The following is a 13,190-nucleotide window of genomic DNA, read 5'->3' on the forward strand; positions in this document are numbered from 1 at the left end:
CCGCCTCAGCCGCGCGGCGCCAGCGTCACCTTCAGGCCGTCCCTGGGTTTGGGGATCGGCCACATCTGCCACGCCGGCGTGTAGCCCGGCGCCACCGACACCGTCAGATTGCGCAGGAGGTGCACCGCGAAGCACTTGGCCTGCATGTAGGCGAAGTGCAGTCCCAGGCACATGTGGGCGCCGCCGCCGAACGGCACATAGGCGAAACGGTGCCGTGCGCGCTGCGCTTCGTCGGTGAAGCGCAGGGGATCGAAGATCTCCGGCTCGGGCCAATGCTCCGGCATGTGATGGGTGTAGAGCGTGTTGACCCCGGTGAGCGTGCCGGCGGGAATGGTGAAGCCGCGGAAGCTGAAGTCGCGCGTGGCGCGGCGCGGCATCGAGGGCACCGGCGGGTTGAGCCGCATCGCCTCCTTGAACGCCATCTCGGTCAGCGGCAGCGCCTCCAGCTTGTCGAACGGCAGCGGCTCGCCGGGCGCGAGGCCGAGCGCCTCGACCTCCGCGCGCAGGCGCTGCTGCCATTGCGGGTCGGCGGCGAGGAAGTAGACCATCGAGGTCAGCGACGACGTCAGCGTGTCGTGCGCCGCCATGGTCAGGAAGCTCATGTGGTCGACGATGTCCTGCGTCGACAGCAGCGCGCCGTCCTCGTGGGTCGCCTGGCACAGCTGCGAGAACAGGTCGTCGCCGCCGCGGGCGCGGCGGATCGGAATCTGCTCGGAGAAATACGCGATGATGCGCTTGCGGCCGGCGACGCCGCGCGCCATCTGGCTGCCGGGCAGCGGCTTGCGGATCACGGCGACGGACGCTGCCACCATGTCGACGAAGGCGCGCGTCACCTCGGTGGTCTCGGCGCCGATGTCGGTGCCGAGGAACGAGGTCGCGGCAAGGTCGAGGGTGAGCTGCTTCATCGCCGGATAGAACAGCATCTCGCCGGGCGTCTGCCGCCACTGCGCGACGCGCGCGGCGATGCCGGCATCGAGCTGGGCGAGGTACGACTTCATCGGCCCGGCCTTGAACGCCACCGACAGCGCGCGGCGGTGCAGCCGGTGCTCGTCGAAGTCGAGCAACATCAGGCCGCGCGGAAACAGCAGGCCGAGGATCGAATCCCAGCCATGGGTCGAGGAGAACAGCTTGGTCTGGTCGAGATAGACGAACTCGTTGGCCTCCGGGCCGAGCAGCGCGATGCTGGTCTCGCCGAGCAGCCGCGAGCGGTAGACCGGGCCGAAGCGCTTCGCCATGCGTTGCGCCTCGCCGAGCGGATCGGCGAGGACATTGAAGGTGCGGCCGATCAGCGGCCAGCCTTCGTCGCCGGGAATATGCCGCAGCGCGGCACGGTCGGCGCGGGCGAGGCGGGATTCGGCGGTAAGGGCGGGGGACGTCAGGCTCGGCATCGACATCGGCGCTCTCCGGACTGGCGGCGTGGTCGGCTCGGTCGGGAGGATGTCGCGCGGGCCCGCGATTGGCAAGATCGCGCGCCGTAAAATCCGGACATGTGGATGACATTGTCCGCCGCCGCAATTGTGGCCGGGCGGCGCAGGCGCCCGCTCCCGGTCGTTGCGATCCCGTCAGTTGCGGATCTTGGCGCGGACCTTGGCGGTGTTCAGGGTCACGGCGGCGCGGATGAGGGTCTTCAGCGCCTTCTCGTTGATCTCCTCGCCTTCGTGGACGTCGATGGCGCGCCGCGTGTTGCCGTCGAGACTGGAGTTGAACAGGCCTGCGGGATCGTCCAGCGCCGCGCCTTTGGCGAAGGTCATCTTCACGGCGCTCTTGTAGGTCTCGCCGGTGCAGATGATGCCGTCGTGCGACCACACCGGCACGCCGCGCCACTTCCACTCCTCGACGATGTCGGGATCGGCTTCTTTAATTAGAGCACGGAGCCGGCCGAGCGTCTTGCCGCGCCAGTCGCCGAGCTCCTTGATCCGCGCGTCGATCAGGTGGGACGGCGAGTCTCCCGTCTGCTTGTCCGTCGCGCCGCTCTTCGTCGTCTTCATGGGCGTTGCCGCTTTTGTCATGGCTGTTGTCCCGCGCGCGTCACCTCAGGCGCGCCGGTGCGCGACCGCGTGACATAGGGCAGTGCGAACAGATAAAGGCCGCTGAGCAGCAGCAGGACGAGCGGGAACAGGGCCAGGAGCCCAACCCAGATGGCTTGTTTCTCCTGCACCATGGCGATGATGTTGGCGATGACCGCGACCGTGAAGGCGATGGACAGCCAGCGGTGGACCTGCCGAATCCAAACGTTCCAGTTCAAGGGAATCTCCTCCGAAGTTGAGTTGTGATGGATGCTGGCGGACGTCAGTCCGTCCGCGCCACGACCTGCTCCAGGTCAGTGAGGAATTTCTGCCAGCCGAATCTGGCGCCGCCGTAGGCCTGCTTCTGATCCGGGTGGAAGCCCGCCTGCTCGACGCGCAGATGGGTCCCCGTGCTCGTTGGGGTGAGGGTGAAGGTCACGACGCTCTTCAGATTGAAGGCGGCATCGTCGTGCACGTGATCCCAGGTGTAGGACAGCGTGCGATGCGGTTCGATGGCAAGGACCTCGCAGTCGAGCACGCCGCCCCAGTCGCCGCGCAGATTGAAACGATGGCCGACGACAGGCTTGAAGTCGTTCTTCATCAGCCACTCCGCGATCAGGTGTGGTTGCGTCAGCGCGCGCCAGAGCTTTTCCGGCGGATGCGGGATCTCACGCTCGACAACGACGGAGCGCGTTTCGGTCGCGGCGTTGGTCATTGGTCCATCCTTTTGAGCAGGTCTTCGAGGTGGTCGAACCGGTTTTCCCAGAAACCGGCCATCTGCTTCGTCCAGTCGATCAGCGGAGCGAGCGCGCCGAGCTGCGCGCTGTAATGGGTCTGGCGTCCTTCATGGCGATCGTGCACCAGCCCGGCCTGCTTCAGCACCCCGAGATGCTTGGAGACGGCCGGTTGCGAGACTCCGGATCGGGCCGTCAGGGCGCCGACCGTCTGCTCGCCTTCGCGGCACAACCGCTCGAAGATCGCCCGCCGTGTGGGGTCGGCAAGCGTCCGGAAGAGCACATCGTGGGTGGTCGACATTTCCTAATCAATAACTCGCTGGTTATTGATTGACCTATAACTGGCGAGTTATGATTGAGTCAAGTGGGGTGGGGCGGCATGCGGGCGTGCCGCGACCCGATGATCCAGCGTGAGAGGGCGAGGGGGTGGAAGAGGTCCGCTAGCGGATGCGCAGAGCGAACCCACGGCTGCCCGGTTCATCTTGGGAGCTCGCCACACCCAATGCGTCATTGCCGGGCGAAGACCCGGCAATCCAGCTTGCTCACAGCATAACTCGAGCTTTGAAGCTGGATCACCGGGTCACGGCGCGGAGCCTGTCATCGGGCCGCGCTTCGCGCGGACCCGTTGGCGCCGGCCCGGTGATGACGCTGAAAGCGTGGAAGTGCATTGCGGCCCTGAAACAGCGGCCATTAGCCCGCATGAGCGCTGCGATATGCGGGGAGGAAGGCAGTGAGCACGGCTCCCGGATATCGCTGCGCTCATCCGGGCTACGGAGTGCCGTCGCCGCCTCCGGCGTGCGCGGGCCTCACTTCTTGAACTGCGCGCCTTCCAGCTCGATGTAGATGCGGTAGGCGTTGCCGCGGTTGTTGGCGTCGAACGCCGGAAAATCCTTGTACTTCGACCAGTCCGTATCGCGGTAGGCGGTGTCGAAGTCGGTCCAGGTCTCCACCGCCTTGCCCATCGCCGCGCGCACATAGGTGATGTAGTCGCGGGTGAACGCGATCGCTTCCTTGGCGGCCGCCGACGGCTTGCCATGGCCGGGAATGATGTAGCTGGGCTCGAGCTTCAGCACGGTGTCGAGCGCTTTCAGCCATTGCGCGGTGTCGACGTCGTCGCCGTTCATGAACGGGATGCGGCTGTTCTGCACGATGTCGCCGGCGAACAGCACACCGTCGGGCTCGACCATCATCATGATGTCGCTGCTGGAGTGCGCCGGCCCGGCGTTGATCAGCGAGAAGCGCTTGCCGCCGACCGCAAGCGTCGCGCGGTCATTGAAGGTGAGGTCCGGCGGCACCACGCGGGTGTTCTTGTCGACCCAGGGAAACAGCGCGCCGCGGCGCTGATCGAGGCGTTGCGCGGCGCGCTCGTCCTGGGTCTCGTCGTTGTCGCGGTATTCGGTGGCGTGGTCCTGCGCGACGATCACCGCGGCGGAATGATCCTTGAAGGCCTGCAGCCCGTAGATGTGATCGGCGTGATAGTGGCTCGCGACCAGGAAGCGCACCGGCTTGTCGGTATGCGTGCGGATGTCGTTGAGCAGCGCGAAGCCGAGGCTCGGCGTGCCCAAGGCGTCGAACACCACGACGCCGTCGTCGGTGACGACATAGCCGGCGTTCGAGGTGTTGCCTTCGTTGGCATTGCCGGGCACGCCGGGATTGCCGACGCTGTAGAAGATCGGCTTGCCCGGCACCTGCTGGACCGCGAGTGGCAGCGTCAGCGGCGCGTAGGCGGCAGGCGTTTCCGCAAGGAGCGGGGCAGGGGCGAGCAGCGCGGCGAACAGCGCCGCGAGAAAAGGGCGCATCGGCATCATGTCATGTCGTCGCAATAGAGCTTCTTCAGCGTCTTGATCAGCTTGCCGACCCGCGGATCGGCGATGCGGTAATAGATGTGCTGGGAGTCGCGCCGTGACGTGACGAGACCGTCGGCGCGCAATTTCGTCAGGTGCTGCGATAGCGCCGACTGGCTGAGATCGATGGCGGCGGCGAGCTCGCCGACATTCATCTCCTTGCGGGTCATCAGATAGCACAGGATCAAGAGGCGGTTGGCGTTGCCGAGCAGGCTCATCAGCCGCGCGGCGTCCGCGGCCTGGCGCGCCAGCTCGCGCCGCTCGCTGTCCTGCGCCGCGCGTGCCTTCGCCGCGCGGGAGGTCTGCATGTCCATGGTCGGCTCCCGATCCGCATCATCGTCTCAACGCGTTCCACTATGTTGCGCTGCACGACGACGCCGTTCAAAACAATTAGCACCAGCTACTTTAGCATTGACTAATTTAGCAGTCACGGATACCCGAGAGACAAAGATTTTAAAAGCGCCGGCGATCGGGAAAGATTACAGGCGAGGGAGGCGACGTGCAGAGTAAATTTTGGCGCGGGCTCGCTGCGCGCACCGGCGGGGTGTCCGCGCTGCGCGACGACGGCGGCACGGTCCGCCTGATCGGGCGGCGGTCGCTGTTGCGGACCTCCGGCGCGCTGGCCGCCGGCTTGCTGCTGCAAGGCGGCGGGGCGGAAGCCGGCGAGGACGCGGCGCCGCCGGCGGATTCGCCCTGGTCGCAGTCGCTCGGCGCCGGCGTGGTCGATCGCCCCTATGGCCGTCCGGCCGACCAGGAGGCCGGCGTCATCCGCCGCAACGTGCCCTGGCTCACCGCCGGCACCGAATCCTCCGTCAGCTTCTCGCCGATCCAGGACCTGCACGGCATCATCACGCCGAACGGCCTGTTCTTCGAGCGCCATCACGCCGGCCGGCCGGATGTCGATCCCGCCGCGCATCGCCTGATGATCCACGGCCTGGTCGAGCGGCCGCTGCTGCTGACCATGAAGGACATCCTGCGCTACCCCTCGACCTCGCGCGTCCATTTCATCGAATGCCCGGCCAATGGCGGCATGGAGTGGCGCGCGGCGCAGCTCAATTCGCTGCAGTTCACCCATGGCATGATCAGCTGCGCCGAGTGGACCGGCGTCAAGCTGTCGACGCTGCTCGCCGACGTCGGCTTGAAGAAAGAGGCGAAGTGGGTGCTGGTGGAAGGCGCCGATGGCGCGCACATGACGCGCAGCCTGCCGCTCGACAAGTGCCTCGACGATTGCCTCGTGGTCTATGCCCAGAACGGCGAGGCGCTGCGTCCCGAGCAGGGCTATCCGCTGCGCCTCGTAGTGCCGGGCTGGGAAGGCAACGTCAACATCAAGTGGCTGCGCCGCATCAAGATCGGCGACCGCCCATGGTACTCGCGTGAGGAGACCTCGAAATACACCGACCTGATGCCGGATGGAAAATCGCGCGGCTTCACCTGGGCGATCGACGCCAAGTCGGTGATCACGTTCCCATGCCCCGAGAAGCCGCTGAGTGGTCCGGGCCTGTATGAGATCCGCGGCCTTGCCTGGACCGGTGCCGGCAAGGTCAAGGAGGTGCATGTCTCCGTCGACGGCGGTGTCAACTGGCAGAAGGCGGAGCTCAAGGAGCCGGTGCTGTCCAAGGCGCTGACGCGCTTCACCCTGCCGTGGCGCTGGGACGGCCGTCCGGCGCTGCTGGAATCCCGTGTCATCGACGAGACCGGCTATGTGCAGCCGACGATTTCGCAATTGCGAAAGGTGCGGGGCATCAGCTCCGTCTACCACAACAATGCGATCCAGACCTGGCAGGTGAAGGCCGACGGGAGCGTGTTCGATGTCCAGACCGCTTGAGCGGCGTTCGCGCCGGATCGTTGGTGCCGTCGTCTTTGCTGCGCTGCTCGCCGGAGGCGGCGGTGCGCTCGCGGGCGAGACGCAAGTATTCGGCTACGGCCGCGCGCCGACCGCAGCCGAGATCGCCGGCTGGGACATCGATGCGCGCGGCGACGACGGCAAGGGCCTGCCGCCGGGCAAGGGCAGCGCGTCGCATGGCGCCGACGTGTTTGCCGACCAGTGCGCGGTGTGCCACGGTACCTTCGGCGAGGGCGAGGGGCGGTTTCCCAAACTGGTCGGCGGCAATGGAACATTGACCGGCGAGCGTCCCGAGCCCACAGTCGGCAGCTACTGGCCGTTCGCGGTCACGCTGTGGGACTACATCAACCGCGCCATGCCGATGCCGACGCCGCACACGCTGTCCGCCGACGACGTCTACGCGCTGACCGCCTATATCCTGAGCCTCAACGGTGTCGTGCCGGACGATTTCGTCGCCGACAAGGACAGTCTGCCCAAGGTCAGGATGCCGAACCACGACAACTTCATCTGGAGCGACCCGCGGCCCGACACGCCGAGCAAGGTGTGCATGACCAAGTGCGCCGATCCCAAGGCGATCACCATCGTCTCGACCGCGGAAGGGCGTGACCTGACGCCGCGCACCACCGGACCGCTTGACGCCATGCAGCCGAAATGATCCGAACAGGGCCGGGACATCGCGAAGGGAAGCGCATGAACAGGATCGGGGCTTGGATCGTCATTGCGGGGCTTGTGGTCGCAACAGCGGCGCGGGCGCAGTCGCCGGCGCTCGACGGCAAGGCGATCGCGTTCGATCGCGGCAAGGGCAACTGCCTGTCCTGCCATGACATCAAGGGTGGTGAGCTGCCGGGCACCATCGGTCCGGCGCTCAGCGACATCAAGGCCCGCTTTCCGGACCGCAACGAACTGGTCGGCATCGTCACCGACGAGACGCGGCGCAACCCGCAGACCATGATGCCGCCGTTCGGCCGCAACCTCATTCTCAACGACCAAGAGATATCGGCGGTGGTCGATTTTCTCTACACACTGTAAGCAGGGCTCGGATTTCGGCCGTAAGCCGGGATCGCAATCTGACTGGGAGAAGATGATGCCAACCCTGAGTGCCAGCCTGAAGGAGATGTTGTTCGGAGGCGGTGCGCACACCTCGCGCCGCACGGTGCTGCGCGGTGCCGCGCTCGCCGTGGTTGCCGGCGCGGGGCTGAACGCGTTGCGCGCAGTCGCCGCGTTCGCCGCCGATGCCGCGGGCTGGCCGGCCGATGCGTTCAAGCAGAAGTCGGATGCTGACGCGCTGAAGTCGCTGTACGGCAAGGCCGCTGAAGCCTCCGACAAGGTCAAGCTGGAGGCGCCGGAGATCGCCGAGAACGGCGCGGTGGTGCCGATCAGCGTGTCGACCTCGCTGCCGAACGTGACCTCGATCGCGATCCTGGTCGCGGAGAACCCGAACGCGCTCGCCGCCTCCTACAAGATTCCGGAGGGCACGGTGCCGATGGTCGCCAACCGGCTGAAGATGGCGAAGACCGGCAATGTGATCGCGGTGGTGGAGGCCGGCGGCAAGCTGTTCAGCGCCACCAAGGAAGTCAAGGTCACCGTCGGCGGCTGCGGCGGCTGAGCAGGGCAGAGGGAGAGACATCATGGCATCGACCATTCGCGTGCGCGCCACCGCCGGCACCGAGACCACCGAAGTCCAGGCGCTGATTCAGCATCCGATGGACTCCGGTTTCGTCAAGGACGCCAAGGGCGACCTTATCCCGCCCCACCACATCGAGACCGTGACCTTTGAGACCGGCGGCAAGGTGGTGTTCACCGCGCTGTGGGGCCCGGCGGTGTCGAAGGACCCGTTCGTGAAGTTCGCGTTCAAGGGCGGCGCCAAGGGCGACGACCTCAAGATCACCTGGGTCGACAACAAGGGCGCGACCGACACGCTGACCGCGAAGATCGGCTAGCTGTCGCTCTCACGCGCGGAGGGCTTGGTTAGCGTCATGCGCGGGCAGCGCGATCCGTCTTCGACGGATCGCCAGGACTAAGGTCACCCGCGCATCCAGCTTCAGCGCTTCTCCGCGAGACAAAGCTGGATTGCCGGGTCAAGCCCGGCAATGACCAGGAACAGGGTGCAGAGGAAACGCAACGATGCGCAACGTCGCGACGCTCGCAATGATCGCCGCCGTGTCGGCCGCTCTGGTGGCGGGCCTTGTGCCGCGTCCGGCCGCGGCGATCGATGCCTCGACGCCGGAGAAGGACTTCAAGGTCTTCCGCGACTACTTCGTCAAGAAGTTTCCCAAGGTGCCGCTGGAGGATTTCGTCAACGGCCCCTATTCGATGAACGAGGACATGCGCAAGCAGTGGATCGAGAAGGAGGACTTTCCGCCTTACGATTTCGCTGTCGACCGCGGCAAGGAGCTGCTGGCGCAGCCGTTCAAGAACGGCAAGACGCTGGCCGACTGCTTCCCCAACCAGGGGATCGGCATCCGCCAGGATTATCCCTATTTCGACAAGGACAAGGGCGAGGTGGTGACGCTCGAGCTCGCGGTCAATCGCTGCCTCGAGGCGAACGGCGAGAAGCCTTATCCTTACGTCAAGGACGACATGGCCGCGGTCACCGCCTACATGGCGATGACTTCGCGCGGCAAACCGTTCGCCATCAAGATTCCCGATGACCCGCGCGCGCTCGAAGCCTACGAGGCGGGCAAGCAGTACTTCTACCAGCGCCGCGGCCAGCTCAATTTCTCCTGCGCGAGCTGCCACATCCAGAGCCCGGGCGAGCGCATCCGCGCCGAGGTGCTGGCGCCGGCGCTCGGCATTCTCAACGCCATGCCGATCTATCGCTCGGAATGGGGCGGCATGGGCACCATCAGCCGCCGCTTCACCACCTGCAACAGCCAGGTGCGCGGCACGCCGCTGGAGCCGCAGGCGCCGGAATACCGCAACCTCGAATACTACCTGTCCTACCTCGCCAACGGCCTGCCGATCTCCGGCCCGGGAGCACGGCCATGAGGTGTGCGGCCAAGAGCTATGTGCCTCATCCTGAGGAGCGGCCGTTTGGCCGCGTCTCGAAGGATGAGGCCCGGGCCTCATGGTTCGAGACGGCGCTGGCGCGCCTCCTCACCATGAGGAGGGGAGCGCGCGCAGGAGACGGCGGGCGCATCGACGCCATCACCGGGAGAAACACCGCCATGCTGCGATCCGCTGTCGTGATCCTCGCCGTCGCATTCGGCCTCGGCCTGTCGCCGCTGCGTGCGCAGGCGCCGGATGCCGCGTTCAAGGCGGCGCTGGCGGAGGCCGAGGCCGCCAACAAGCGCGCCGGTGAACTGCGCAACCAGTGGACGCCGACGGATGCCGCGCTCACTGCCGCGCGCAAGGCCGGCGAGGCCGGCGACTTCGACAAGGCGACGGCGCTGGCGAAGGAGGCCAAGGCCCTGGCCGACGCCTCGATCGCCCAGGCGCTGCGCGAGAAGGATCTGTGGCGGGATGCGGAGCTGCGTTGAGCTTTGATGGCGCCGTTCGTCGCTTGAAGCGTCGGGCGATGCAGCAGCCCGATCATGGCCATGCGTCTCCCCACATGAAGCGTCATCACCGGGCTTGACCCGGTGATCCATCTGATGGGCCGCGCGTCGCAGACGAAGCTGGATGGCTCCGGCCACGACGCAGAATGAACGGAGATGCCGTCGGCCCCTTGAGCTCTCACCTGACGGCTTCTGTTGCTGACGAAATGAACCGCGAACCGGACCGCGAGGACACCCATGCCGCTGCACCGACGTGATCTCCTGAAAGCCGCACTCGCCGCACCCGTGGTGCTCGGCCTGCCACGCATGGCGGCAGCCGCGGATGGCGGCGACCTCTATGATCTCGCGCCGTTCGGGCAGGCGCGCATCCTGCACATGACCGATACCCATGCGCAGCTCGAGCCGGTGCATTTCCGCGAGCCGTCGATCAACATCGGCGTCGGCGCGATGCGCGGACGGCCGCCGCATCTCGTCGGCGACGCCTTCCTCAAGCAGTTCGGCATCGCGCCCGGCAGCGCCGAGGCGCATGCCCTGACCTTCCTCGACTTCGGCAAAGGCGCACAGCAGTTCGGCCGCATGGGCGGCTTCGCCCATCTCAAGACACTGGTCGACCGCCTGCGCGCCGCGGTGCCGCCGGGGCGCTCTCTGCTGCTCGATGGCGGCGACCTGTGGCAGGGCAGCGGCCTCGCCAACGCCATGCAGGGCGCTGACATGGTGCAGGCGGCCAACCTGCTCGGCATCGACGCCATGACCGGGCACTGGGAGTTCACCTATGGCGAGAAGGTGCTGCGCGCCAATCTCAAGGCGTTCAAGGGCGAGTTCCTGGCGCAGAACGTCTTCCTGACCGAGGAGGCGGCGTTCAACGACGCCGACGCCTTCGACAAGGACACCGGCCGCGTCTTCAAGCCGTATGTCATCCGCGAGATGGGCGACCATCGCGTCGCGATCATCGGCCAGGCGTTCCCCTATGTGCCGATCGCGCATCCCAAGCGCTTCACGCCGGACTGGACATTCGGCGTGCGCGACGACGAGCTGCAGAAGCTGATCAACCGGCTGCGCGAGGCCGACAAGGTCGATGCGGTGGTGCTGCTGTCGCACAACGGCATGGATGTCGACCTCAAGCTCGCCAGCCGCGTCAGTGGCATCGACGTCATTCTCGGTGGCCACACCCACGACGCGGTGCCGCAGCCGATCGCGGTCAGCAACGCTACGGGCAAGACGCTGGTCACCAATGCCGGCTCCAACGGCAAATTCCTCGGCGTGCTCGACCTTGAGTTGCGCAAGGGCGGCGTCAAGGACGTGCGCTACCGCCTGCTGCCGGTGTTCAGCGAGCGGTTGAAGCCGGACGCGGACATGGCCGCGCTGCTGGCGCGGCTGCGCGCGCCGCATGCGGCGGCGTTCGACACCCAGCTCGCCGTCGCCGACCGCCTGCTGTTCCGCCGCGGCAACTTCAACGGCACCATGGACGAGGTGATCTGCGACGCGCTGCGCAGCGGCCTCGACGCCGAGATCGCGCTGTCGCCGGGCTTCCGCTGGGGCCCGACGGTGCTCGCCGGCGCGCCGCTCACCATGGGCGACCTGCTGGGGCAGACGGCGATGACCTATCCCGAGGTCTATGTGCAGCCGATGACTGGCGAGCAGCTCAAGGCGGTGATGGAGGACGTCTGCGACAACCTGTTCAACCTCGATCCCTATTACCAGCAGGGCGGCGACATGGTGCGGCTCGGCGGCCTCGCCTACACCTGCGCGCCCACCGAGACGGTCGGCCGGCGCATCTCCGATCTCAGACTGGCGAATGGGGCCGCGATCGAGGCCGGCAAGACCTACAAGGTCGCCGGCTGGGCCTCCGTCAACGAGCAGAAGGGTGCGCCGGTGTGGGACACCGTCGCCGCCCACCTGCGCGCGGGCAAGATGGCGGCGGCCGGCAAGCCGTCGGTCACGCTCAGCGGTGTCGAGGACAATCCGGGCTATGCGGCGCAGGGGTGAGGATGGAGATCGGCTGTCTTCTGCGTTGCCGCACATTCAGCGTCATCACCGGGCTTGTCCCGGTGATCCAGCTTGGCGTTTGCGGAGAGCAAGCTGGATTGCCGGGACAAGCCCGGTGATGACGCGCAGAGTGTGAAGCGTCCTGCCATGGCACTGCGGGCCGAAACGCCGTAACCTGCGTCAGTAGCGTGCAGGTGTGCAGAGGGTGACGATGAAATGCAGGTGACGTTCATGTTCGATGCGACAGCCAATGCCTACCTCCTGCTGCGGCGGGCGCGTGTCGGTCTGCGAACCGGCCTCGCGCTGGCGGCGGTCGCCCTCGCGCTGAGTTTCGCGATGGTCCCCCCCGCCGCGGCCCAGAACGTTCCCCCGCTGGACAAGCCGTTCGCCGAGCACAAGCTGGCGCTGCAGCTCTCCGACAATGACCCGAAGAAGGAGAGCCTCGTCATCAGCGTCGCCTACAACCTCCTGAAGTTCTACGGCCCCGACAAGGTGGCGATCGAGGTCGTGGCGTTCGGCCCCGGCATCGACCTGCTGAAGGCCGACAACGCCAACCGCGCGCTGGTCGACAGCCTGGTGGCGCAGGGCGTGCGCTTCGACGTCTGCGGCAACACGCTGGACACCATCGCGCGCGAAAGTGGCAAGCGCCCGGACATCAACCCGCGCGCGGTCGAGGTCGAGGCCGGCGTGGCGCAGCTTCTCACGCTCGCCGAAACCGGCTACACGATCGTACGCCCCTGACAGACGAAGCGGGGGAGATGGAGGAGACGTCCATGCGTACACCGATCAGGGCCGCCGCCATGCTGCTCGCGCTGTGTGGCCTTGCATTCGCCGCCACCGGCGCCGTTGCGGCCGACGCCAAAGCCACCGATGCCAAGGCCACGACGCCTGCCGAGGTGAAGACCCATCACGTCGCCATCCAGGTCGACCAGAACGATCCGGCGGTGATGAATCTGGCGCTCAACAACGCCGCCAACATCATGGAATACTACAAGGGCAAGGGCGAGGACGTGCAGATCGAGGTCGTCGCCTACGGTCCCGGCCTCGCCATGTTCCGCGATGACTCTTCGCCGGTGAAGGATCGCCTGCGCGAGATGGCGGAATTCGCCTTTCCCTCCCAGGTCAAATTCTCCGCCTGCAACAACACCAAGGAAGGCATGGAGAAGCGCGAGGGCCATGCCATCGCCATCGTTCCGCAGGCGAGCCTCGTGCCGTCGGGCGCGGTACGCCTGATGGAGCTGCAGGAGCAGGGCTGGACGTATCTCAAGCCGTGACGGGTG

General features: G+C 66.6%; 17 protein-coding genes. 10 read left to right on the plus strand and 7 right to left on the minus strand.

Going from position 1 to position 13,190, the window contains the following annotated elements; translation table 11 throughout:
* Nucleotides 1-5: 5 nt before the first annotated feature.
* From AB4Z37_RS16105 to AB4Z37_RS16135, 7 genes are all read right to left on the minus strand, one after another.
* Nucleotides 6-1,394: a cytochrome P450 gene (locus AB4Z37_RS16105; protein ID WP_441517747.1), complete on the minus strand. Its 1,389-nt coding sequence runs from the start codon at nt 1,392-1,394 to the stop codon at nt 6-8.
* A gap of 168 nt (nt 1,395-1,562) precedes the next feature.
* A complete protein-coding gene (locus AB4Z37_RS16110) occupies nt 1,563-2,009 on the minus strand; it encodes a DUF1801 domain-containing protein (RefSeq protein WP_441517748.1) in 447 nt (148 codons plus the stop codon).
* Nucleotides 2,006-2,245, minus strand: a complete 240-nt coding sequence (locus AB4Z37_RS16115; RefSeq protein ID WP_441517749.1) for a hypothetical protein — start codon at nt 2,243-2,245, stop codon at nt 2,006-2,008. The genes AB4Z37_RS16110 and AB4Z37_RS16115 overlap by 4 nt, the downstream gene beginning before the upstream one ends.
* A gap of 44 nt (nt 2,246-2,289) precedes the next feature.
* Nucleotides 2,290-2,721 carry an SRPBCC family protein gene (locus tag AB4Z37_RS16120; protein ID WP_441517750.1) on the minus strand — a complete coding sequence of 144 codons (432 nt, stop codon included), beginning with the start codon at nt 2,719-2,721 and terminating at the stop codon, nt 2,290-2,292.
* Entirely contained in the window at nt 2,718-3,041 is a 324-nt protein-coding gene (locus AB4Z37_RS16125; protein ID WP_441517751.1) for an ArsR/SmtB family transcription factor, read from the minus strand. Before AB4Z37_RS16125 ends, AB4Z37_RS16120 begins: the two co-directional genes overlap by 4 nt.
* A gap of 505 nt (nt 3,042-3,546) precedes the next feature.
* On the minus strand, nt 3,547-4,539 hold the full coding sequence (locus tag AB4Z37_RS16130) for an MBL fold metallo-hydrolase (RefSeq protein WP_441517815.1): 993 nt from the start codon (nt 4,537-4,539) through the stop codon (nt 3,547-3,549).
* Between the two features lie 5 nt (nt 4,540-4,544).
* On the minus strand, nt 4,545-4,892 hold the full coding sequence (locus AB4Z37_RS16135; RefSeq protein WP_441517816.1) for an ArsR/SmtB family transcription factor: 348 nt from the start codon (nt 4,890-4,892) through the stop codon (nt 4,545-4,547).
* A gap of 272 nt (nt 4,893-5,164) precedes the next feature.
* Here AB4Z37_RS16135 and soxC point away from each other — a divergent pair, with 272 nt between their 5' ends.
* The 10 genes from soxC to AB4Z37_RS16185 all read left to right on the plus strand — a co-directional run bounded on the left by soxC (nt 5,165) and on the right by AB4Z37_RS16185 (nt 13,184).
* Entirely contained in the window at nt 5,165-6,409 is a 1,245-nt protein-coding gene (gene soxC / locus AB4Z37_RS16140) for a sulfite dehydrogenase (protein ID WP_441517817.1), read from the plus strand.
* Nucleotides 6,393-7,082 (plus strand): c-type cytochrome, encoded by a 690-nt coding sequence (locus AB4Z37_RS16145; protein ID WP_441517752.1) that lies wholly within the window; start codon nt 6,393-6,395, stop codon nt 7,080-7,082. The genes soxC and AB4Z37_RS16145 overlap by 17 nt, the downstream gene beginning before the upstream one ends.
* 35 nt (nt 7,083-7,117) lie before the next feature.
* Nucleotides 7,118-7,456, plus strand: coding sequence for a sulfur oxidation c-type cytochrome SoxX (soxX, locus tag AB4Z37_RS16150; RefSeq protein ID WP_441517753.1), 339 nt, complete (start codon nt 7,118-7,120; stop codon nt 7,454-7,456).
* Between the two features lie 55 nt (nt 7,457-7,511).
* Nucleotides 7,512-8,033: a thiosulfate oxidation carrier protein SoxY gene (gene soxY / locus AB4Z37_RS16155; RefSeq protein ID WP_441517754.1), complete on the plus strand. Its 522-nt coding sequence runs from the start codon at nt 7,512-7,514 to the stop codon at nt 8,031-8,033.
* 22 nt (nt 8,034-8,055) lie between these two features.
* Nucleotides 8,056-8,367 carry a thiosulfate oxidation carrier complex protein SoxZ gene (soxZ, locus tag AB4Z37_RS16160; RefSeq protein WP_211965363.1) on the plus strand — a complete coding sequence of 104 codons (312 nt, stop codon included), beginning with the start codon at nt 8,056-8,058 and terminating at the stop codon, nt 8,365-8,367.
* A 184-nt stretch (nt 8,368-8,551) separates the two neighbouring features.
* Nucleotides 8,552-9,415, plus strand: a complete 864-nt coding sequence (gene soxA, locus AB4Z37_RS16165; protein WP_441517755.1) for a sulfur oxidation c-type cytochrome SoxA — start codon at nt 8,552-8,554, stop codon at nt 9,413-9,415.
* 179 nt (nt 9,416-9,594) lie between these two features.
* Nucleotides 9,595-9,906: a hypothetical protein gene (locus AB4Z37_RS16170; RefSeq protein WP_441517756.1), complete on the plus strand. Its 312-nt coding sequence runs from the start codon at nt 9,595-9,597 to the stop codon at nt 9,904-9,906.
* Between the two features lie 255 nt (nt 9,907-10,161).
* Nucleotides 10,162-11,910 carry a thiosulfohydrolase SoxB gene (gene soxB, locus AB4Z37_RS16175; RefSeq protein WP_441517757.1) on the plus strand — a complete coding sequence of 583 codons (1,749 nt, stop codon included), beginning with the start codon at nt 10,162-10,164 and terminating at the stop codon, nt 11,908-11,910.
* A 231-nt stretch (nt 11,911-12,141) separates the two neighbouring features.
* On the plus strand, nt 12,142-12,651 hold the full coding sequence (locus AB4Z37_RS16180) for a DsrE family protein (RefSeq protein WP_441517758.1): 510 nt from the start codon (nt 12,142-12,144) through the stop codon (nt 12,649-12,651).
* Nucleotides 12,652-12,710: 59 nt separating this feature from the next.
* Nucleotides 12,711-13,184: a DsrE family protein gene (locus tag AB4Z37_RS16185; protein WP_441517818.1), complete on the plus strand. Its 474-nt coding sequence runs from the start codon at nt 12,711-12,713 to the stop codon at nt 13,182-13,184.
* Nucleotides 13,185-13,190: the final 6 nt, after the last annotated feature.

Source organism: Bradyrhizobium sp. 2TAF24, from assembly GCF_052115025.1.
In the GTDB taxonomy this organism is placed as follows: Bacteria; Pseudomonadota; Alphaproteobacteria; order Rhizobiales; family Xanthobacteraceae; genus Bradyrhizobium_A.